Annotated in this window: 18 protein-coding genes; 13 read left to right on the top strand and 5 right to left on the bottom strand. The window is 36.5% G+C overall.

Annotation, left to right across the window (positions count from 1 at the left end):
• Positions 1–336: 336 nt before the first annotated feature.
• The 11 genes from OM074_RS19965 (at position 337) to OM074_RS19915 (ending at position 12474) form a co-directional block, all read left to right on the top strand.
• A complete protein-coding gene (locus tag OM074_RS19965) occupies positions 337–1356 on the top strand; it encodes a PDDEXK nuclease domain-containing protein (RefSeq protein ID WP_301202411.1) in 1020 nt (339 codons plus the stop codon).
• A 292-nt stretch (positions 1357–1648) separates the two neighbouring features.
• On the top strand, positions 1649–2332 hold the full coding sequence (locus OM074_RS19960) for an Abi family protein (protein WP_301202409.1): 684 nt from the start codon (positions 1649–1651) through the stop codon (positions 2330–2332).
• 447 nt (positions 2333–2779) lie between these two features.
• Positions 2780–3019, top strand: coding sequence for a hypothetical protein (locus OM074_RS19955; protein ID WP_301202407.1), 240 nt, complete (start codon positions 2780–2782; stop codon positions 3017–3019).
• A 377-nt stretch (positions 3020–3396) separates the two neighbouring features.
• A complete protein-coding gene (locus OM074_RS19950) occupies positions 3397–4452 on the top strand; it encodes a hypothetical protein (protein WP_301202406.1) in 1056 nt (351 codons plus the stop codon).
• Positions 4453–4459: 7 nt separating this feature from the next.
• The gene (locus tag OM074_RS19945) at positions 4460–5950 is read left to right on the top strand and encodes a hypothetical protein (protein ID WP_301202405.1); all 1491 of its coding nucleotides are present in this window, start codon (positions 4460–4462) and stop codon (positions 5948–5950) included.
• 112 nt (positions 5951–6062) lie between these two features.
• On the top strand, positions 6063–6644 hold the full coding sequence (locus tag OM074_RS19940; RefSeq protein ID WP_301202404.1) for a Crp/Fnr family transcriptional regulator: 582 nt from the start codon (positions 6063–6065) through the stop codon (positions 6642–6644).
• A gap of 166 nt (positions 6645–6810) precedes the next feature.
• Positions 6811–7695: a 4,5-DOPA-extradiol-dioxygenase gene (gene ygiD, locus OM074_RS19935; protein ID WP_301202402.1), complete on the top strand. Its 885-nt coding sequence runs from the start codon at positions 6811–6813 to the stop codon at positions 7693–7695.
• 272 nt (positions 7696–7967) lie between these two features.
• Positions 7968–9476, top strand: a complete 1509-nt coding sequence (locus OM074_RS19930) for a sialate O-acetylesterase (protein WP_301202400.1) — start codon at positions 7968–7970, stop codon at positions 9474–9476.
• Positions 9477–9633: 157 nt separating this feature from the next.
• The gene (locus OM074_RS19925; protein WP_301202399.1) at positions 9634–11154 is read left to right on the top strand and encodes a carbon-nitrogen hydrolase family protein; all 1521 of its coding nucleotides are present in this window, start codon (positions 9634–9636) and stop codon (positions 11152–11154) included.
• A 14-nt stretch (positions 11155–11168) separates the two neighbouring features.
• A complete protein-coding gene (locus tag OM074_RS19920) occupies positions 11169–11495 on the top strand; it encodes a hypothetical protein (protein ID WP_301202398.1) in 327 nt (108 codons plus the stop codon).
• Positions 11496–11904: 409 nt separating this feature from the next.
• A complete protein-coding gene (locus tag OM074_RS19915; RefSeq protein WP_301202397.1) occupies positions 11905–12474 on the top strand; it encodes an RNA polymerase sigma factor in 570 nt (189 codons plus the stop codon).
• Between the two features lie 130 nt (positions 12475–12604).
• On the opposite strand, the gene OM074_RS19910 is transcribed toward OM074_RS19915, so the two are convergent.
• The 3 genes from OM074_RS19910 to OM074_RS19900 all read right to left on the bottom strand — a co-directional run bounded on the left by OM074_RS19910 (position 12605) and on the right by OM074_RS19900 (position 15034).
• On the bottom strand, positions 12605–13252 hold the full coding sequence (locus OM074_RS19910; RefSeq protein ID WP_301202396.1) for a response regulator transcription factor: 648 nt from the start codon (positions 13250–13252) through the stop codon (positions 12605–12607).
• 9 nt (positions 13253–13261) lie between these two features.
• Entirely contained in the window at positions 13262–14212 is a 951-nt protein-coding gene (locus OM074_RS19905; RefSeq protein ID WP_301202395.1) for a sensor histidine kinase, read from the bottom strand.
• A gap of 414 nt (positions 14213–14626) precedes the next feature.
• Positions 14627–15034 carry a hypothetical protein gene (locus tag OM074_RS19900; protein WP_301202394.1) on the bottom strand — a complete coding sequence of 136 codons (408 nt, stop codon included), beginning with the start codon at positions 15032–15034 and terminating at the stop codon, positions 14627–14629.
• 120 nt (positions 15035–15154) lie between these two features.
• On the opposite strand from OM074_RS19900, the gene OM074_RS19895 reads away from it, so the two are divergent.
• Positions 15155–15571, top strand: coding sequence for a hypothetical protein (locus OM074_RS19895; RefSeq protein ID WP_301202393.1), 417 nt, complete (start codon positions 15155–15157; stop codon positions 15569–15571).
• Positions 15572–15634: 63 nt separating this feature from the next.
• Here the strand turns inward: OM074_RS19895 and OM074_RS19890 are convergent, their stop codons facing one another.
• Together OM074_RS19890 and OM074_RS19885 are read right to left on the bottom strand one after the other, a co-directional pair.
• On the bottom strand, positions 15635–16513 hold the full coding sequence (locus OM074_RS19890; RefSeq protein ID WP_301202392.1) for a CsgG/HfaB family protein: 879 nt from the start codon (positions 16511–16513) through the stop codon (positions 15635–15637).
• A gap of 57 nt (positions 16514–16570) precedes the next feature.
• On the bottom strand, positions 16571–17620 hold the full coding sequence (locus OM074_RS19885; RefSeq protein ID WP_301202390.1) for a hypothetical protein: 1050 nt from the start codon (positions 17618–17620) through the stop codon (positions 16571–16573).
• Positions 17621–17805: 185 nt separating this feature from the next.
• On the opposite strand from OM074_RS19885, the gene OM074_RS19880 reads away from it, so the two are divergent.
• On the top strand, positions 17806–19443 hold the full coding sequence (locus OM074_RS19880) for an ABC-F family ATP-binding cassette domain-containing protein (RefSeq protein WP_301202389.1): 1638 nt from the start codon (positions 17806–17808) through the stop codon (positions 19441–19443).
• Positions 19444–20713 lie beyond the last annotated feature (1270 nt).

The raw sequence follows: 20713 nt of genomic DNA, 5'->3' as shown, positions 1-20713 counted from the left end.
TTTATATTTAAAATTAATAATGGTAGAAGATGTAATTATCTTACGAATTTTGTTAGTTTTAGCCTAAGCCCCCGCTTTGCGGGTTTAGTTCAACAATGGCTAATAAAGCATAAATGAGCCGACTGATTTTGGATGGTTGATGGCTTCGGCGAGCAGCGCCAAATCGTTGATTTGGCTTTGAAATGAAAAGATAAAAACAAATACAACGCTTTGGCTTTGGAGCCGTTTGGATGGTTTGGTTCATTAAATCTCCGCACGCTTCATCCAGTAAACGTTATACCTAAGCCAGCAAAAAAACTGCATAAGATTCAACAAATGATGATTTAAATTATCTTTATGGCTATGAAAAGTAATATGAATAAACTGAGTAACTCATTAGTTGATAATATTAAATCAATAATACTTACGAGTCGCAAAAGGGTTATCAAGACTATAAATAGCCAATTGATTGAAACCTATTGGTTTATTGGAAAAGAAATAGTTGAAAATGAACGACAGACAGGAATTGATTCAAAATCAGCTAGACAACAAATTCTAGAATTGTCAAAAGTTTTAACACAGGAATTGGGACGTGGATTTTCTCGTTCTAACTTGTTTAATATGAGGAAGCTTTACCTGATTTATCCCGATGTCCAAACACTGTCTGGACAATTAAGTTGGTCGCATATTTGTGAGTTAATCACCATTGAAGACAAAAATAAACGTTCATTTTATGAAAAAGAATCTTTAAATTCATCTTGGTCTTTTCGAGAACTTAAACGACAAATTGATAGTTCCCTTTATGAAAGACTAATATTATCATCAGGGAAACCAAATAAAGATAAAGTATTAGAACTTTCACGAGAAGGACAAGTAATTGATTCTGCGTCAGATATTGTAAAAAATCCATATGTATTTGAATTTCTAGGTATACCTGAGAAAAAGCCAATATTAGAGAAAGATTTGGAGCGAAAATTAATCAGACATATTGAAGATTTTTTACTTGAACTTGGTAGAGGTTTTATGTTTGTCGGTTCTCAACAACGCGTAACAATTAACAATACTCATTATTATGTAGATATGGTGTTTTATAATAAAATATTGAAATGCTATATTTTAATTGAATTAAAAACGACAAAATTGAAAATATCTGATGGGGGTCAACTCAATACCTATTTAAATTATTATAAAACAGAAGTAAATGATGATTTAGATAATCCTCCAATAGGAATTATACTATGTGCAGAAAAGGACGAAGTTGCTGCAGAATATATTTTAGGGGGATTTGATAATAATGTTTTTGCATCAAAATATACATATGTACTTCCGGAAAAAGAAGAATTGATAAAAGAGGTAGAAAATCTAATAAATGAATAAAGGCCAAGGTATAACACGCGCTAATAAATAATTGCCGTTACGTTATGATCTGAAGGCATGTATTCCGCATTAAGTATAGTATAGCTTGAAAGGTTTGTATTTCGCAAGTCGGCAACACATTTATAGCGCAAACGTTACCATACATACAACAAAACTTAGAAGTGAAAATAAAACGATAGAATATGGTGGGTCTATAAAAGCAGAAACCCAATAGCTTGATATAAATCAGGGGCTACTGGGAATAATATGATACAAATATAATGCATAAATTTGTATTTTACAAGAAATGTTTATGAAGTATTTAGTTTTTGAGAAAATAATGTCACAACCCCGAATGAGTAGATATATAACTGCTTGTTCAAATGATACTCGCAAAGCGATGACTTTGTATCGACTCAACTTGAAACTTTCTCAAGAGCTTTTTACAATAATAAGTTGTTTTGAAATTGCTCTTAGAAATTCGATAGACAATCATTATAGTTCAGTTCATGGAAATGATTGGTTAAGAGACTCTGTTAATCCTGGTGGAATATTTGATAATAATCGCTGTAGAAAAACTGGACAAATAATTACTAGAACATTACGAAAATTGAATCATAACTACACTCACTCTAAACTGGTTGCAGAGATGGATTTCGGTTTTTGGAGGTATCTTTTTTCTCAACCGCAATTTCATTCTGGAGGTCAATCGCTACTTAGAATTTTTCCTGCGAAACCAACTAGTACACCTACAATTCAATATAATCATAGATATGTATTCAATGAATTAGAGAAAATAAATGATATTAGAAATAGAATTGCTCATCATGAACCAGTTTGCTTTAGATTAGGAAATGCTGTGAAAGACACAACCTATGCAAAACAAAATTACAGACTTATTAAAGACTTGTTTAGTTGGATGCAAATTGATGAATCTGCTTTATTATATGGAATCGACCATGTAAATCAAATTATTTCGAAAGTTGATGTCCTGTAAAAAGTACGCAAATAACTAAGCGTCCTGCCTGTTTGCAAAACAGAGGCTGGATGCGGTGTTGACGAAAACCGGCCCAAGTGATCTGTATTATGGGGATTGATATATTTTAAGAGAGCATTTTTAAGGAATAAAAGACTGCATATTTAAGGAATAGGTTTGTTTCTTATCTTATTTTAAGACATGTCTAAATGTATAGAGTCAATTTTTAGAGACTTCACATTGCTAAATTTTTAAAATAGGATATAGCAAAGCCATTCACCATTAGGTCAATAATATTTATGGTTAATTTATTAAAGTTACGAAGCTTATGTTTTAATAGCTATCGCAGGCGCGACACAAGCCTAAGTTTCGTCGTAAACCGTTGGCATTAATGATGAAAAACCGCAGAAATAGAACTTCTTAGTCTTGGTAAATGTTGTATCTTTGAAATGAAGTAAAATTTTGGTTATGGGATTAGCATTAACAAGTAGATCGATAGATAAATATTTTGGATTTTTGACTAGGTTAGATAACGGGTCGAAAAAGAAATTAATTGTAAAATTAACAGAATCAATTGAAGTAAAAGAAAATAAAGAATTCGATTTAAGAAGTTTATTCGGAGCATGGGACGATTCAAAGGATTCTGATGAAATAATAAATGAAATAAGAGAATCCAGAACAGACAAAGATAACTTAGCAGAATTCTAATGATGTACTTACTTGATTCTAATATTCAGATAGAAAATTGGGTCGATAGAGAAAAATAAAATCACTAATGCCAATACCTAAGCGTCCTGCCTGTTTGCAAAACAGAGGCTGGATGCGGTGTTGACTCAATTGTTTTTGTAGCTAACATCAGAACCTCAAATGCGGCACATACAGCTTATGCTGAACTTTTTGATGTAACGAATGAAAAAATAATTGAAAATAGTTCATCTACCACATACATTAATGGGAAATCATATTTGCTTTTATATAGAACGGAATAACTATAGAAACATTTATAATGAAATTTCTTTCATAATTGTAGAAGTCTTTCTGAATTTATATTTTGCAGAGGAATTTATCATATATGCTATTCACCCATGAAGTTAACAATTCACGTATTTTTTATTTTATTATTTATGGCAGGTTGCCATTCCGGCCAACAGGTAAAGCCATTAAAGCCAATTCATGTGGCAACAGGAAACTGGCAGCCATTTATTGGTGAAGATTTACCCCAAAACGGACCTGTGGCACAAATGATTGCATCAATTTTAATTGAGCTCGACTATCTGCCTATTTTTAAGTACTATGACTGGGGTTTTGTACATACTCACCTGGAAGCGGGATATCCAAGTTTTGCCTTTCCGTACATAAAAAGTGAAGACTCCACAACCTTTAAATATTCAAAACCCATAGTGCATATCGAATATGTTTTGTATTACTATAATAAAACGGGGCACAAGGTTTATCATTATAAAACGGTACAAGACCTTGTGAATTCCAACAAACATATTGGGCGCATACGGGGATATACTAAATTTCCGGGTATTGATGAGGATAGTGTTTATGTTGAAGTGCCGAATACCATAGATGGTTTTAAAATGTTAGTGGATGGGGATATTGATTTTTTAATAGAAGCAAGGCCGGTTGGGAAGTTAACTGTAATGAGTAGTGAAATTCCTGCAGATGCAAGTGATTTTTGTTATTTGGGGCAGTCGGATAAACCAAATACCCCGGATGATTCAATCTTTGTTAAAGATTTGCCTTTTCATATCAAGTTCAGTCCCAAAGTTTCAGACGAATTTGTTGATAACATAAATATGGCCATAAGTACCTGTTCAAAAACAGAATACTATAAAAGCCTGACTGAAAAGTTAAGAAAAACCCAACAAGAATTCTTGAAAGCCTACTTATTTAGTGCCAATCACGATTTAATTTATGGATATACTACCAGTGATATAAAACAACCTGCTTACATCCTCCCTTTGTCAACAGAAGTTGTGGTAACGCAATGGAGCAAAATATTTAAGGAAGCATTTAATTCCCCCAAAAGATCTGTGTCCGGTTTCAGGAGCCAGGTTAAAATAATGAATGGGCCTTTAAAAGGAAAAACAATGTGGGTGGCCAATGAACAAATAGAATTATCTAAAAAATAAACTGACAATGAAATTACATATAATGGCACCATTTCGCACACACTTTAAACTGTATGACGAAACGGTAATATACAACCCTGATGAATATACCCTATTTTGGAATAAGACCAAAGAAGAAATACAGAGCAAAGATTATGGTTTTAAAAACGTTGTTTTTACACATACCACCGTGGGCAACTCACCTTCAAGAAGCCGGTTTAGAAATGTAGACCAAAATTCGTTGGTAAAGCCCATAGAGCTTATACATTTAACAGGCAACCCGGACGATAGCCAGATAAAACAGATTTTTGATCGTGTTAAAACGCAGTTGCTTAAAGATATGCAACATGCCGAAAGTGTTAGTGTAGATACAGAATCGCTGGTTGTTAAACTTTACAATAATTCGGTGGGGGTACTAGAACTTGATGTTGATGTTACTGACGTGCTTAATGAGGAATATAAAATTGAAGACAATCTTGATTTGCTGCAGGAGTTTGCTGTTACTTTAGGCGAACAGCTTTCACAACAACTTTATAAAACAAAGATTGAAACATTTTTAAGGGCATTGTTAAGTTTGCATAACTCCTCGCAATTTATCATTCATAGTTTATTTGATTATAAAAATGCCAAATCAAACAAGATACTTGTTCCCGAAAGTACTCCCGAAAACTATAATATTGTAGTGAATTGGGTAACCCGGACCCTAATGTTTGAATCAGCAGATAAGAATAATGTGTCAAGGATTGTAAAACATTGGTTAAAAGACTGTGGCGATGAAGATATGATTGAAGGGGCTATGCAAGCTGATAAATGTGCCTACCGTTGGCTGAATTATCTGTTTCGTGAAGATTCGTATGGGAGGGGTTTAAATGCTGATGGTACTATAGACTACACTCAGCCTTTTTCTGATGTATGGGATGCCATGCTTATTTCACAGTATTATTATTGTGCATTTGAAGCGTTAAACGATTTGCTTGAGATTACATTGGCTACGGCGTTTTTGAGCTATAAAAGAAAAGACAATAAGCATAAAAACAAGCTTAAAGACATCAATAGAAAGTTAGATCGTGAGATAATCGATTCGCACGAACTACTGATTGAATACAAAAAGAATTTTGCTTATTACAAAAGAAGCGTAGGTTTGTATATCAAGGAGATTTTGACGGGATGGGATTTTGAAGATGCTATCCTTAGTCAGGTAGTAAGCAAAATAGAGCTTTGTGAACAACGAATGGGAATACTCCACCATAAAGCAACTGAAAAATCATCTTTATATACCGACCTTTTGTTATTGAGTATTGCAGTTATATCTGTAATTGCCTTTATGTTTCAGGTTATAGAGTATGGCCGTAATATTTCTCATGATGCCGATTTAGCAGTATATGAAAGCAACTCAGTAAATCTGGTAAATTTATTGTCGGAACGGCCCACAGACTTTGCCATAACCATAAGTCTTGGTTTAATGATCATCATCTTTATCATATATTATATATTCAGGCGCGATAAGGTTTTGGATTAATTACGTGTTACTGGATAGGTAAGGACATGGCTAGTATTACAGGGCTTAGTCTTTACAATAGATCGTTAGATTTTAGATAATAGACATTAGACTGATTTACAATTTATAAAATATGGAAAAGCCGGATAACAACAAATTGCTATACTATATTAATAAATGGGCACATCTGTCAAAAGAAGATGAGTCCGTTATAAAATCGGCTTTTGAACCTGTTTTCATTAAAAAAAAGCAGGATCTTTTGGTTTCAGGACAGGTTTGTGATTTTTTGTATTTTATCACCCAAGGCTGTTTGCGTTCATTTTATATTGATTCAAAGGGAGTAGAACATGTGTATCAAATAAGGATGGATAACAATTGGATAGGAGATATTGACAGCTATTTTACCAGGTTACCATCAAAATATAATATTGAAGCCTTAGAGGATTCAAACCTGTTGAGAATCCCCGTGGGCCGTTTGGAGCAATTGCTTGTTGAAATCCCTGGTCTGGAAAGGTATTTTCGCATCCTGTTTCAAAAAGCATATATCAATGCCTTAAACCGGTTAAATGCCACCATGTGGGAAACTGCAATGGATAGATACAATGAAATGCTAAAGGAACATCCCGAGATATTTCAGCGTGTTTCGCTTGTTCATTTAGCCTCTTACCTTGGTATTACCCCCGAAAGCCTGAGCCGGATCCGGAAACAGAAGTAGTCATAAAGAATCTGGTTTTACTTCTTACGGCATAGCCCGTTTTTAATTTCTTATCATAGATCAAGTGTTCATCCCCTTGTGCCGGGTTATTTTTGTATAGAAAAATTCATTGAAGAATTCCTGCCTGTTTTTTTTAACAGGCCATAATACAGAAAGGTAAGCGTATATGAAAAGGAGAACATTTTTTAAAACATTAATAACGGCCATGCCGGTAACACTAGGAACCATGAAATTAAATGCATTAAACAAGATAGTAGGGTCATTTGGAAATACTCCAAAAATGCCAGTGCTTTTTTTGGGACATGGAAGCCCCATGAATGCCATTGAAGAAAATGAATTTGTACAGGGATTCAGGAAGGTGTCTTCTGAAATTGAAATACCCAAAGCCATACTGGTTGTTTCTGCCCATTGGGAAACAAAGGGAACGTTGGTTACGGCAATGGAACATCCACGAACAATACATGATTTTGGTGGGTTCCCCAAAGAGTTGTATGATATACAATACCCTGCTCCGGGAATGCCGGAATTGGCCAATGAAGTAAAAGGATTTGCAACAACTGCAGAAGTGGCATTGGATGATAAGTGGGGTCTTGATCATGGAGCATGGACTGTTATCAGGCATATGTATCCCAAGGCAAATATCCCTGTTGTACAGTTGAGTCTTGACTATTATAAAACCCCGCAACAGCATTACGAGCTAGCCAAAGAATTATCAGAATTAAGGAACAGGGGTGTTTTAATTGTGGGAAGTGGCAACCTGGTACACAACCTGGGTATGCTCCATTGGCAAAAACTAAATGAGAATTATGGTTATGACTGGGCCATAGAAGCAAATGACAAAATGAAACAGTTTATTTTAGAAGGGAATCATCAGGCCTTGCTAAATTATTCAAAACAAGGCGAATCCTTCAAATTAGCTATACCCACCCCCGAACACTATCTTCCACTGTTGTATGCTGTTGCCTTACAGGATAGGGATGATGCAGTGAGCGTTTTTAATGATGAACCGGTTGCCGGTGCCTTAACCATGACATCGGTTAAGATAGGATAACAGGAATAACCGGTATAGGACTTTGCGTATTAATAGAGTTATAATCGCTAAGTTTACATAAGTTATTAACGGATAGATCCTTATGCGTGCTGAAAGCACAGTTTAGTACAGCCCCAGGTAAAACGCAGTGACACCTGGGGGATGTCAGTATTGTAAATCTGCGTCCGGAAAGGACAACTCATTTATATTTGATAAAAAAATAATATTATATCTGGCAATCTTTATTAAAACAGTTTTCTTTGTTTATGTTTTAAATCGAAAATTACTAATAAATGAAAGGAAGTCAGATTATTGTTACAGTATTGCTGTTTATCGTATCTGTTTATACAACAAATGCAGAAATTTCTTTGCCATCGTTAATTTCAGATAATATGGTCATTCAACAAGGTAAGCCGGTACATATTTGGGGTAATGCAAATGTTGATGAAAAGGTAACTGTAAGCTTGTTGAATCAGTCTCAACAAACAATAGCCAATAAAGATGGTAAGTGGCAGGTGTGGTTGCATCCGATGGAAGCATCAAATGCTACCAGTATGACAATATCCGGAAAAAATACCATCACCATTAAAAATATATTGATAGGTGAGGTATGGTTTGCGGCAGGTCAGTCAAATATGGAATGGTCGGTAAAAAAATCAAATAATTCTGAGGAAGAAATTGCAAATGCCGATTATCCCCAAATCCGTTTTTTTGATGCCCAAAGAAGCTTTTCGGATACTATAAAAAGCGATATTGTAGGCAAATGGGTTGTATGTTCGCCCGAAACAGTTGCAGAAATAACCGGAGGCGGATATTTTTTTGCCAGGGGATTGCATCATCAGCAAAAAGTAGCGGTAGGTTTAATTGATGCCTCGTGGGGTGCAACCCGTTGTGAAGCGTGGACTCCGGAAGAATCCTACAATAAGGATCCGCGTTTAATGTATTGGCAAAACGAGTGGGATCAATATCAGCGCGACTTTCCTCAAACTTACAAAAAGTATAAAGAAGACCTGACAGCCTGGGAATTGAAGGCTGAAAAAGCAAAAGAAGAAGGCCAGGAAATACCTAAAAAGCCCCGTGAACCCAAACGCAAAAATAAAAATCAGCCATCATCTATTTACAATGCCGTAGTAGCTCCCATCAGTTTTTATACCATTCGTGGTGTAATATGGTATCAGGGTGAAAATAATGCATATGAAAAGCAATCCTACTTATACAGGTATTTGTTTCCTGAAATGATTTTAGCCTGGCGTAAAGCATGGGGGCAGGGTGATTTCCCTTTTATTTATGCACAATTATCTACGTTGTGGAAGCACCCCTATTGGCCTGTGTTACGTGAATCACAGACAGAAGCTTTAAAATTGTATAATACAGCCATGATTGCCACATACGACATCGGAGACTCAACTGATGCTCATTTTAAAAACAAACAAAGTGTTGGTAAGCGTTTTGAACTTGCAGCGCGTAAATTGGTATATGGCGATGAAGTTGTGGCTTCAGGCCCTGTTTTCAGGCAAGTAACCATTGAAGGCAATAAGTTGCGTATTTGGTTTGACCATGGCAAGGGTTTAAAAGCCTCCGGAGGAAACGAGTTGGTAGGATTTGAGATTGCCGGTAATAATGGGCAATTGATGCCGGCAGATGCTGAAATAGATGGTGAAACTATAGTGTTGTCTAACAAACAAATAAAAAATCCTGTAATAGCCCGTTATGCCTTTAAAGATGCTGTCATCGGGAACCTTATCAATGGAGCAGGGCTACCTGCTGTTCCTTTTCGTAACGATGTGAGCGAAATTCCATAAGTATAAGTTGTGATGTGGTTGGGTATGTGAGTACTACAGCGTACCCAACATATTTTTTTCAAAAAAGTAACCCGGATTGCGAAAAAAGGTGCGTTACTAAATTCATTTTTTAAGTCTAAACAGTTAAATTGATTGAGAAAACAATTTGGCGATAAAAATGAAAGAAGAAATAAGTGATGTACAGCTGAGCTACCTGAACATAAATGATTATTCGGAACTTAAGGAGGTGATGATCAGCTCATATCATGCATTGGATAATGCATATTGGGCTATGGATAAGATAGAAAAGCTGATAGAGATTTTTCCGGAAGGCCAGGTAGTTATAAAAGTTGATGGAGAAATTGCAGGATGTGCTCTTTCTATCATTGTAAGCAATTCGGAGCTTGAAGACTATCATACCTATAGTGATATAACCAGCAATACATTTGATGCACATACCGATAATGGCGATATTTTATACGGTATTGATGTTTTTGTGAAACCTGAATTCAGAGGATTGAGGTTGGGCAGGCGCTTATATGATTATAGGAAAGAACTGTGCGAAAGGCTCAATTTAAAGGGAATACTCTTTGGTGGCAGGATACCGAATTTTCACAAATATTCAAATGAAATTTCTCCGCGGCAGTATATAGAGAAAGTTAAAGCCAAAGAGATCAATGATCCGGTTTTAAACTTTCAAATGTCTAATGATTTTCATCCCGTAAGGATATTAAAAAATTACCTTAAAGGAGATGTGGAATCAGAGGAGTATGCGGTATTGCTGAGATGGGACAATGTTTTTTACGAAAAGCCCCAGAAAAAAGCTGCTACAGTAAAAAAGATTGTCAGGCTTGGAGTAGTTCAGTGGCAGATGCGTCCATACAAAAACTTAACCGACCTGATGCAGCAGGTTGAATATTTTGTTGATGCATTAAGTGGGTATAAAAGTGATTTTGCCTTATTTCCTGAATTTTTTAATGCACCCTTAATGGCCGAGTTTAATGACTTGAGTGAACCGGATGCCATTCGTGAATTGGCAAAATACACAAATGAAATTAAGTTGGGAATGGCAAAGTTGGCCATCAGTTACAACATAAATATCATTACAGGAAGTATGCCGGAGCTGGTAAATAATTCGCTGTATAATGTGGGGTATTTGTGTAAACGGGATGGGGGAATAGAACGTTTTGAAAAACTCCATGTTACCCCGGATGAAAAGAAAGTATGGGCCTTGAAAGGAGGGGATGAGTTGCGTACATTCGATACTGACTGTGGTAAAATCGGGATACTTATTTGTTATGATGTTGAGTTTCCTGAGCTGTCAAGGATTTTAGCCGATGACGGTATGGATGTTTTGTTTGTGCCCTTTTTAACAGATACCCAAAATGGATATTCGCGTGTAAAAATATGCGCTCAGGCAAGGGCTGTTGAAAATGAATGTTATGTAGTGATTGCCGGTAGCGTAGGCAACTTACCCAAGGTTCATAATATGGATATTCAGTATGCCCAGTCAATGGTGTTTACTCCATGCGATTTTCAGTTTCCTACCAACGGGGTGAAGGCAGAAACCACACCAAATACGGAAATGATACTAATAGCAGATGTTGATATAGATCTTTTGAGGGAGTTGCGTACCCATGGAAGTGTAAATAATATGAACGACAGACGTAAAGATAAATACGAATTGAAAAGACTGTAAAAATTTTAAAGCAAATGGAAAATACTCCCATTCAACCTAAAAAAAGAACCTTGATAGATTATTATAAATTGCCAAAGGATTTGCAAGAGCAATTAAAATTGGTGTATAGTCAGGGATTTAACGAAGATTTGATCGTTTATAAAGATGCTTCGGGCAAACAGATTTCAGCCCTTCGCTTTGAAACAGATACTATTGTATACATGGTAAAGATGTCGATAGATCAGGCATACAAAATTATGGATGATGATAGTGATTTTAATGATGACTATGAGCTAAAGTCAAGCGTTAAGGAGGATTATATGGATAAACACTCGGATGCAGATTATCTGTTTGATAGTTGATTTGTTTCAGGATATAAAACCACGTTCAATTGGTATGGTAGTATCAATAGGCTCAGCTTGTTATGTTTAGTAAATAAGTTTTGGAGCTGTATTCAAAATAGGGAAGCCAGTACAAGAGTTTGGTCTGGTTGAGGGGAAAGGCCTTCAATGGTGCAGTTGAGGAGGATGTTTGTTGGCCGGAATTGAAGTGTGTTGAGGGATGAAGGATTCCCTTCATAAAAAATAGTTGGAGTTCGTTTAATTTGAAGTGGGGTGAAAGACAGAAGTTTTATTGCTACGAGTTTTTCTTAGTTTTCTTTGTGATTACTACGAAAATTAAGTAATAAAAAATACGTTTTTCACCTCTAATTTTTATAGCTGTCTACAAATACATTCATATAAATATTTTTAACAGAATAATTATGTGAAAATGAAACGTGCAGATCAAATTAAGATTTCGGATGAGGTGTTAATACAGCAGTATTACCAAGGGGATAGTAATGGTATTGAGGTTTTATATAACCGTTATTATCTAAAGGTTTTTAATAAATGCTTGTCTTTTACACATAACATGGATGATGCTTTTGATTTAACACAAGACATATTTGTAAAGGTGTTTTCCAAAAAAAATGCTTTCAAGGGAAATTCCTTGTTTTCAACCTGGCTTTACGCCGTTGTGTTTAATCATTGCGCTTCTTCGGTTAAAGTAAAAAGCAGGAGTAAGCAGGAGTTTTTTGATTTGTTGTCAGTACCTGTTGCAGAGGATGATGATATGGATAGGATAGAAGAACGGCGGTTGAAGGAGGATCAGGAGTTGTATCTTTACAGGGCTCTGGATGAAATTCCGGAGCAGGATAAGGTATTGCTTGAACTGAAATATCAGAATAATTATTCAGTAAAAGATATACAATCAGAATTACAAATTTCGGAGAGTGCTGTGAAAATGAGGTTGATGAGGGCTCGACAGAAAGTTGGTAAGTATTATCATAAAGCTATTTGATAACAGGATTGTGGATTTTATATAGTTATGATAGCTGATAAGGCCGGGTACAATATTTCCTGTTGTCCGGCCTTACTTGATGTTTGTACATTTCAACAAACCTTTTACTGTGAGCTTTGGTTGTTTCAAATTAGTCAATAATGCCTTTGCTGATGGCATATTTTACCAAACCAACATTGTTTTTTATGCCAAGTTTTTCCAATAAGTTTCTTCTATGGGTGTCCACGGTTCGTATGCTGATATACAACTTATCAGCTATTTCCTGATTTGAATATTCCTGGCTGATTAGTTTCAGAATCTCTACTTCTCTTTTAGATAGTGGGATTTCTTCTTTTTTATTTTGTTTTGATTTAGGTGTTTGTATTTGTTTCATAAGGCTAACGGATACCTCCTTGCTAAAATAACTATCACCTTTTGCAACACATTTTATAGCAGTGAGCAATTCATCCTTGCCAGCGTTTTTCAGGATGTACCCTTTGGCACCTGCTTCCAGTGCCTGCATAATAAATTCGGGCAACCCCAGCATCGATAAAATCAGGATGTTCATGTCAGCATCTGTTTTAATTAAGGCTTTTGTTACCTCAATTCCATTGGGGGTTCCCATATCAATATCGAGGATCAATACATCAAAACTGTGAGCCTTGGCCAGCTTAATTACCTCGGTTGCATCAGGCGCCTCCATTATGGTTTCTATTTCTTTTTCTTTGCCTAAAAGAGCTTTTATCCCTTCCCTGAATATCTTATGGTCGTCGGCTAGTAATATTTTTAGTTTTTCCATGGTTGTGCTTTAAACAGGAATCTCTATGCTTGCAACGGTTCCTTTGTTAATAACTGAATCCAGGCTAAATACCCCGTTGAGGAGTTTAACTCGTGTTGCAACATTGGTGAGCCCAATGCCTTGGTTTTCTTTTGTTGATTCTGACTGGTCAAAACCTGTACCGTCATCCTCCACCATTAATACTATACTATTTTTGTGTAATATTATCTGAACCAGGATGTGGCTCGCTCTGGCATGTTTCAACGAATTGCTAAGTAATTCCTGGCCACATCTGAAAATATTTAATTCTATTTCATTATCAAATCGGGTATTGCTGCTAAGGTTGGTATAAAACTCAACTTCAACCTTTTTTGACTCGTTTAATTTAGAAGCAAGGTTAGTAAAAGCTGCCTGTAAACCAAACTCATCCAGGGTGCGGGGGACGAGCTTGTGCGATAGGGAGCGCAAGTCGCTGGAAACCATGTCTATTGTTTTGCTTATGTTTTGTAATTGTTCTGTCTGGGAATCGGTTAATTCCGACTTTTTGTCATCTAGTACAGAGTCGAGACTGAGTTTTATAAACGACATCAATGGCCCTAGTCCATCATGTATTTCCCTGCCTATCCTTCGGCGTTCATTTTCCTGCCCGTCCAGAATGGCCTGAATAGATCTTGACTCAACTTCATCTGTTGGGCTGCTTTGTTCCGTAATAATGATGGTGGCATCCTTGGCAAATGAACCTCTGAATTTGCATGGGGAACAAGGTGTGTCCTCAATAAAAAATTCAAAGCTTGATAAACCTTGGGTTTTATAGGTAATAACCAGGTTTATTATGTTTTGAACCATGTTGTTTTGGGCAAGCACATCAGGTTCCTGAGTTCCTGTTATTCCTGCAATTGTTGCAAATGTTTTGTTATAGTACATTGGGTTGTTCTGATTATTTAAAATCAAAATCCCTGCACTAATAAGGTCTAGCAACATGTTCTGTAAATATAATGGTAGCGTATGTTGTATGTTGGCCATATTATTTAAAAATATGTTGTAAAAATAATAGAAAAGAGTGTGACCGGAAGCGGGTTTGTGAGTCTAAATATAAAAGAAAATTCAATTAGGTGTTAAACAGGGATAAACAATTGAATCATGTCAAAAACTATTAAGCGACCAACAATAAAGAAAAAAGAGAAACACCCTCCTCGAAAAGAGAAAGGTTCAAAGCCGAACCTTCGTTTTCAATTATTAAAAGAAGTTGAAGATTAGTAGACTTCAATAGCCTGTATTGGGCTTGTTCAGTAACAGATTGTTCATATAACAGCTATGCTATGGTTCTTTAGTGTAGCTGTTTTTTTTTTGTTGGTTGGTGATGAAAGGGTGAAACATGTTAACCAAGCTCCTATATTAATTTTCGCTTTCTTTAGGGTTATGGAAGATAAGAAGTGGAGTTCTTATGTTTTTTATGGAGCTGTGGATTGAATTTAAGTCTGTTAATTCTGTAATGATTAGTGAGGGAGATAAGATAGTGGTAATATTTTCAAAATATTTTATGATATGGGTTGGAGTAATAATTATTTCGTAGCCTATCTCCTGGGGGGTTAAAATATCATCAATAACCTTAATGTATTCAAGTTTTGAGATAAAATTATTTAGGTTGAGGTTGTTGTTGGGGGAGGGTATGCTCTTATCGGTTAAATGGCAAATGCAACTTAGTTTTGAATTAGAGTCTTTTGCTAGTTGAGAGGCGTATTTCAGGATTTTATTCGGTTCCCTTTTTAGGTTTACCGAAACAGCAATTTTTTTTAAAACCATATATGGAGTTTTAGTATTTAGACATAGATATTCACAAAAGTCACTATGGTGTACACCACTGTGACCAATTATAAAAGAGCAGTCTAAACGTTATATTTTAACTTAAAAAACACAGACGAAATGAAAATGCTAATTATCTCAATGGTTTTAATGTTTGCAACAATTGGTTTTGCACAGGATGTGAATGTTCCGCAAACTGTAAAAGCAGCTTTTGAAGAAAAGTATCCTGATGCAGAAAATGCAGTATGGAAAAAAGTAAAGGAAAACTATCAGGTTCAATTTGAAATGGATTCTAAGAGTCAGGCTTATTTTTCGGCAGATGGTAAGTGGCTGAAGACAGCAGTGGTTATTTTTGAAGAGGATTTACCAGAGGCAGCTCTTGATTTTATTGCTGATAAATATGATGAGTTTGAGGTTAAACAAGCTCAGGAGGTGACAACACATAAAGGGAGTATTAGCTATAATGTTGTTTTGTTGGTTGGCGATGAAAAGGTGAAACATAGTTTTACCGAGGAAGGTGAAGTGATTGAAAAATAGATGATAAAAAAAAGGGTGCCTTGGAAAGGCACCCTTTTTTTATATGTATGATACTTATAAGTTTTACCAAAGTAAATGGTTATAGTTGTCGGCAATATCTTTAACAATATCCATTTTTGAATATTGCTTTTTCTTTAATACTTTTTTTACCGGGCCTTCAACTCTTTTTTTGTTAACAGCATTTAAAGTCTCTGCAATATAATACACTTCTTTGTCCAGGTCTTTAAGTGTTATTAAGGCAATATATTTACAGTTGTATTGCGATCTGAATCTTGCGCAAAGAGAACTGACAGGGCTGCTGGAAACAGTGGTTGCCACTTTAACAGGATATTTACCTGCGAATTTTTGTGTGATATAATCAATAACAGTTCTTGCTAATGGAATATCCGAATTGGGACGTATTGCAATTAATAAACACTCATCTCCGGAAGCAACAGGTGTAGACACTGCGGGCTTGGCTGCCGGGGCCGAAGTTTGTACGTTTAATTGGCCACTGGCAATTAATTTGTTGGCAATGCTGCGTGTTACCTGAATTAAATCGTTAGTTCCTTGTTGCGTAGAGCCGGTTGATTGTAATATTACTTTGGCCGTAACAACATCAACCATTTTAAGTGAGATATAATAGTTGCTTCCTAAGGCAACTACCGAACCATAGGTAACATAATCTGCCCCCATCATTCTACCTAACTCACTTATTTGTGAATCGTCGACCAAGCCTTTGCTCTGGAATTTGGCTTCAGCCAAAACCTTATCAATCATAGTTCTTTCTACAACAGTGTAACCCCGGGTGTTTACAATGGCATTGCTTATTTCTTCCCTGACAATGCTTTTTAAACTTTCCATTACACTTCCTTCCGGATTAAATACAGCTACTTTTTTGTCTGTCTGACTAAAAGCAGAAATTGTGAAAAGGCAAAAAATCGCTATAATTAAATTTTTCATACGTTAATATTTAAGTTCGATATGTGAGGCAATAATTAATTTGACTACAAAAATATATTATTTTTCGATGTGCTCTAAAATATTATCAGATAAAATGGAGGCCAGGTTTTCATAGGCTTTAACAGCTGCAAGTTCATAGTTTTTTGTGCTGTTCCCTTTTTTGCTCATCTTATCCTCGTATTCTACTTTCTGGTTATATACTTTAGTGAGCTTAATTTCAGCATCAACATAACTTGAATATATATCCATGTATATGGTGTTTTTTCTTGATGTTGCATTGATTTGCACAATCCAGTCTGCCACTGTTTTGTCGTTGGTAAAGCTACACCCGTTGTCAGCCAGGTTGGCTTTTAGTTTGTTTTCCAAAGTTTTGTCGCTCGAAGAAAATACATCAGCCAGGGCCTCAAAATAGATATATACGCCTTGCTCCAGTTCGGCAAGTTTATTAATAACCTGGTTGCGAAGTTCTACGGATTTTTGCATCAGTAAACCGCTGTCGTCAATATTTTTATCAACAGCAGTTAATAATCCCTGGGCGTATTCTGTTTCAGAGAATAAAGGAATGGTTTTTTTTAGTTCCTCTTTTGCTTTTGTTTTTTCGGCAGTACTTATTAGTTGGTTGGCAGTGTTAATAAAACCTTGTATTTGCTGAATGTTCATGCTAATGTTGGCCTTGTAATAACCAATTACTTCGAAGCGGTTTACATAACTGAATGCATAAATAAAGTTTGTTTTTGTGTTGTGAAAGGTTTCTGTTTTCACATTGTTTATCTCAGCATCGGATTCAGAGCGAGTTTGTGTTTCAAATGTTTTCTTGATTTCTTCACTGTCGCCATACATGGTGCTTTGTGCATAGTTTTGCGATACACTCTTAACTGATGAAATGACGCTTTGGGCTAAATTTCCTAAGGCCATATTTTTAATACGTTCCATTGCTTCGGCAATGGTTTCGTTATCACTTTTAACATCTTCGGCAAAACCGGTTAAAAAAGAAGTGCCGGGGTATTGCGTTTGTCGCCAGTTGCTCTGCGTCCACTGAGGTTCTTGCTGAGCATATAGCTGAAACGAAAACAAGGTGATTAATGAAACAATAATTATTCTGGTCATGGGTTTTAATTTTTGATGGTTAAAGATAGAAATTTATAGTAAAGGGATGTTATTAAATGGGCGAGTGATGAAAAATTGTTGACAAATCTCTATGTGTTTTGCTTTTGTATGCATCATTTAATCCGGTGATTAGTATAATGTCATATCATCCATGTATATTTGCCGAAAATTTCAAGTATAATTTTATGATATCAGTTGATGGAGTAGGAGTGGAGTTTGGTGGAACCACTCTTTTTAACAATATTTCGTTTGTGGTAAATGATACCGACCGTATTGCCTTGATGGGTAAGAACGGGGCTGGAAAATCTACCCTTTTAAAAACCATTGCGGGTGAGCGCAAACCAAACCATGGTGGTATATCAAAGTCGGAAGGAGATGTGATTGCTTATTTGCCCCAACACTTATTAACAGAGGATAACCGTACTGTTTTTGAAGAGGCTTCTCAGGCTTTTGCCGAAGTGCTTTCCATGAAAACAGAAATTGATGAGCTTAACGAGCAGCTAACTATACGGACTGATTATGAGTCGCAGGAATATCTTGATATCATAGAGCAGGTTTCTACTTTAAGCGAAAAACTTTATAGCATGGGTGAAATCAATTTCGATGGTGAAGTGGAAAAGATTTTACTGGGACTGGGTTTTGTTCGTGAAGATTTTACCAAGCCTACATCTGAGTTTAGCGGTGGGTGGCGTATGCGAATTGAGTTGGCCAAAATTCTTTTAAAGAAACCGGATTTGATTTTGCTTGATGAGCCTACCAACCATTTGGATATTGAGTCGGTGTTGTGGCTCGAAGATTTTTTGATTAATAGTGCTAAAGCTGTAATTGTTATTTCTCACGACAGGCGTTTTGTTGACAATATCACTAATCGTACCGTTGAGTTAACCATGGGCCGTATTTATGATTACAAGGTTAATTTTACGCAATATCAGGAGTTGCGAAAAGAACGTCGCGAACAACAACAAAAAGCCTATGATGAGCAACAGAAAATGATTGCTGAAAACATGCAGTTTATTGAGCGGTTTAAGGGTACGTATTCCAAAACGCACCAGGTGCAGTCGCGGGTAAAAATGCTCGAAAAACTAGAGATAGTTGAAGTGGATGAGGTAGATACTTCCCGGTTGAAGTTGCGCTTTCCTCCGGCGCCACGTTCTGGTTCTTATCCTGTTATTGCTGAGGATGTGTCAAAGACGTATGGAGAGCATCTTGTTTTTTCAGGAGCAGGCTTTACTATAGAGCGTGGCGAAAAAGTGGCCTTTGTGGGAAAAAATGGTGAAGGTAAATCTACTTTGGTAAAAGCCATTATGGAAGAGATTGAGCATGGAGGAAAGATTACACTGGGTCATAATATCAATATTGGTTATTTTGCTCAAAATGCTGCATCTATGCTTGACGAGGAAAAATCTGTTTTTCAAACCATTGATGATATAGCTGTTGGTGAAGTTCGTACCAGGATTAAAGATATTTTGGGAGGATTTATGTTCGGCGGAGAGGATATTGATAAGAAAGTAAAAGTGCTCTCGGGAGGTGAGAGGTCAAGATTGGCAATGGTGAAACTATTGCTGGAGCCATACAACTTATTGATTCTTGATGAACCTACCAATCACCTGGATATGCGTTCAAAGGATGTGTTGAAGCAGGCTCTGGAGAATTATGATGGTACTTTGATTTTGGTTTCTCACGACCGTGATTTTCTGGATGGTTTGGTGTCAAAGGTTTATGAGTTTGGAAACAAAAAGGTAAAAGAGCATTTAGAGGGTATTGAAGAGTTTTTGCAGCGTAAAAAAATGGAGCACCTGAATGAATTAGAGAAGAAGGGGTGAGGTGATGAATATAGCTATTAGTTGATAGGACGGCTCTGCCTTTAGGACGCTACGCTTTAGCTTAATTGCTTGCTACTACAGCATCTTTTATCAGGAACAACATTTTCCCGGATCCGTTCTTTATAAACACCTTGTAAATAAGATCGGATTCGTATAATAATATAGCTATTAGCTGATAGGACGGCTACGTCTTTAGGACGCTACGCTTTAGCTTGATTGTTTGCTACTACAGCATCTTTTTTCAGGAACAACATTTTCCCGGATCCTTTCTTTATAAACACCTTGTAAATAAGATCGGATTCGTATAATAATATAGCTATTAGCTGATAGGACGGCTACGCCTTTAGGACGCTTCGCTTTAGCTTGATTGCTTGCTACTACAGCATCTTTTGCTCAGGAGCAACATTTTCCCGGATCCGTTCTATATAAACACCTTGTAAATAAGATCGGATTCGTATAATAATATAGCTATTAGCTGATAGGACGGCTGCGCCTTTAGGACGCTACGCTTTAGCTTGATTGCTTGCTACTACAGCATTTTTTTCTCAGGAGCAACATTTTCCCGGATCCGTTCTTTATAAACACCTTGTAAATAAGATCGGATCCGTAAGAATCAGGTCATTAGCTATTAGCAGATAGGACGGCTGCGCCTTTAGGACGCTACGCTTTAGCTTAATTACTCGCAACTACAGCATTTTTTTTCAGGAACAACATTTTCAGCATCTGGATCAGATCTTTATAAGCTCCTTGTAAATAAGATCGGATCTGTATGAATCAGGTCATTAGCTATTAGCTGATAGGACGGCTGCGCCTTTAGGACGCTTCGCTTTAGCTTAATTGCTTGCTACTACAGCATCTTTTGCTCAGGAACAACATTTCCCCGGATCCGTTCTTTATAATCTCTTTGTAAATAAGATCGGATCCGTATAAATAAGGTCATTAGCTATTAGCTGATAGGACGGCTCTGCCTTTAGGACGCTTCGCTTTAGCTTAATTGCTTGCTACTACAGCATTTTTTCTCAAGAGCAACGTTTCCCCGGATCCGTTCTTTATAAGCTCCTTGTAAATAAGATCGGATCCGTATGAATAAGGTCATTAGCTATTAGCTGATAGGACGGCTACGCCTTTAGGACGCTTCGCTTTAGCTTAATTGCTTGCTACTACAGCATCTTTTATCAGGAACAACATTTTCCCGGATCCGGTCTTTATAAGCTCTTTGTAAATAAGATCGGATCCGTATAATAATATAGCTATTAGCTGATAGGACGGC

Origin of the sequence: Plebeiibacterium marinum (genome assembly GCF_026013615.1) — a bacterium.
GTDB lineage: Bacteria > Bacteroidota > Bacteroidia > Bacteroidales > Marinilabiliaceae > Saccharicrinis > Saccharicrinis marinus_A.
This window is presented reverse-complemented; position numbering and strand designations above follow the sequence as displayed.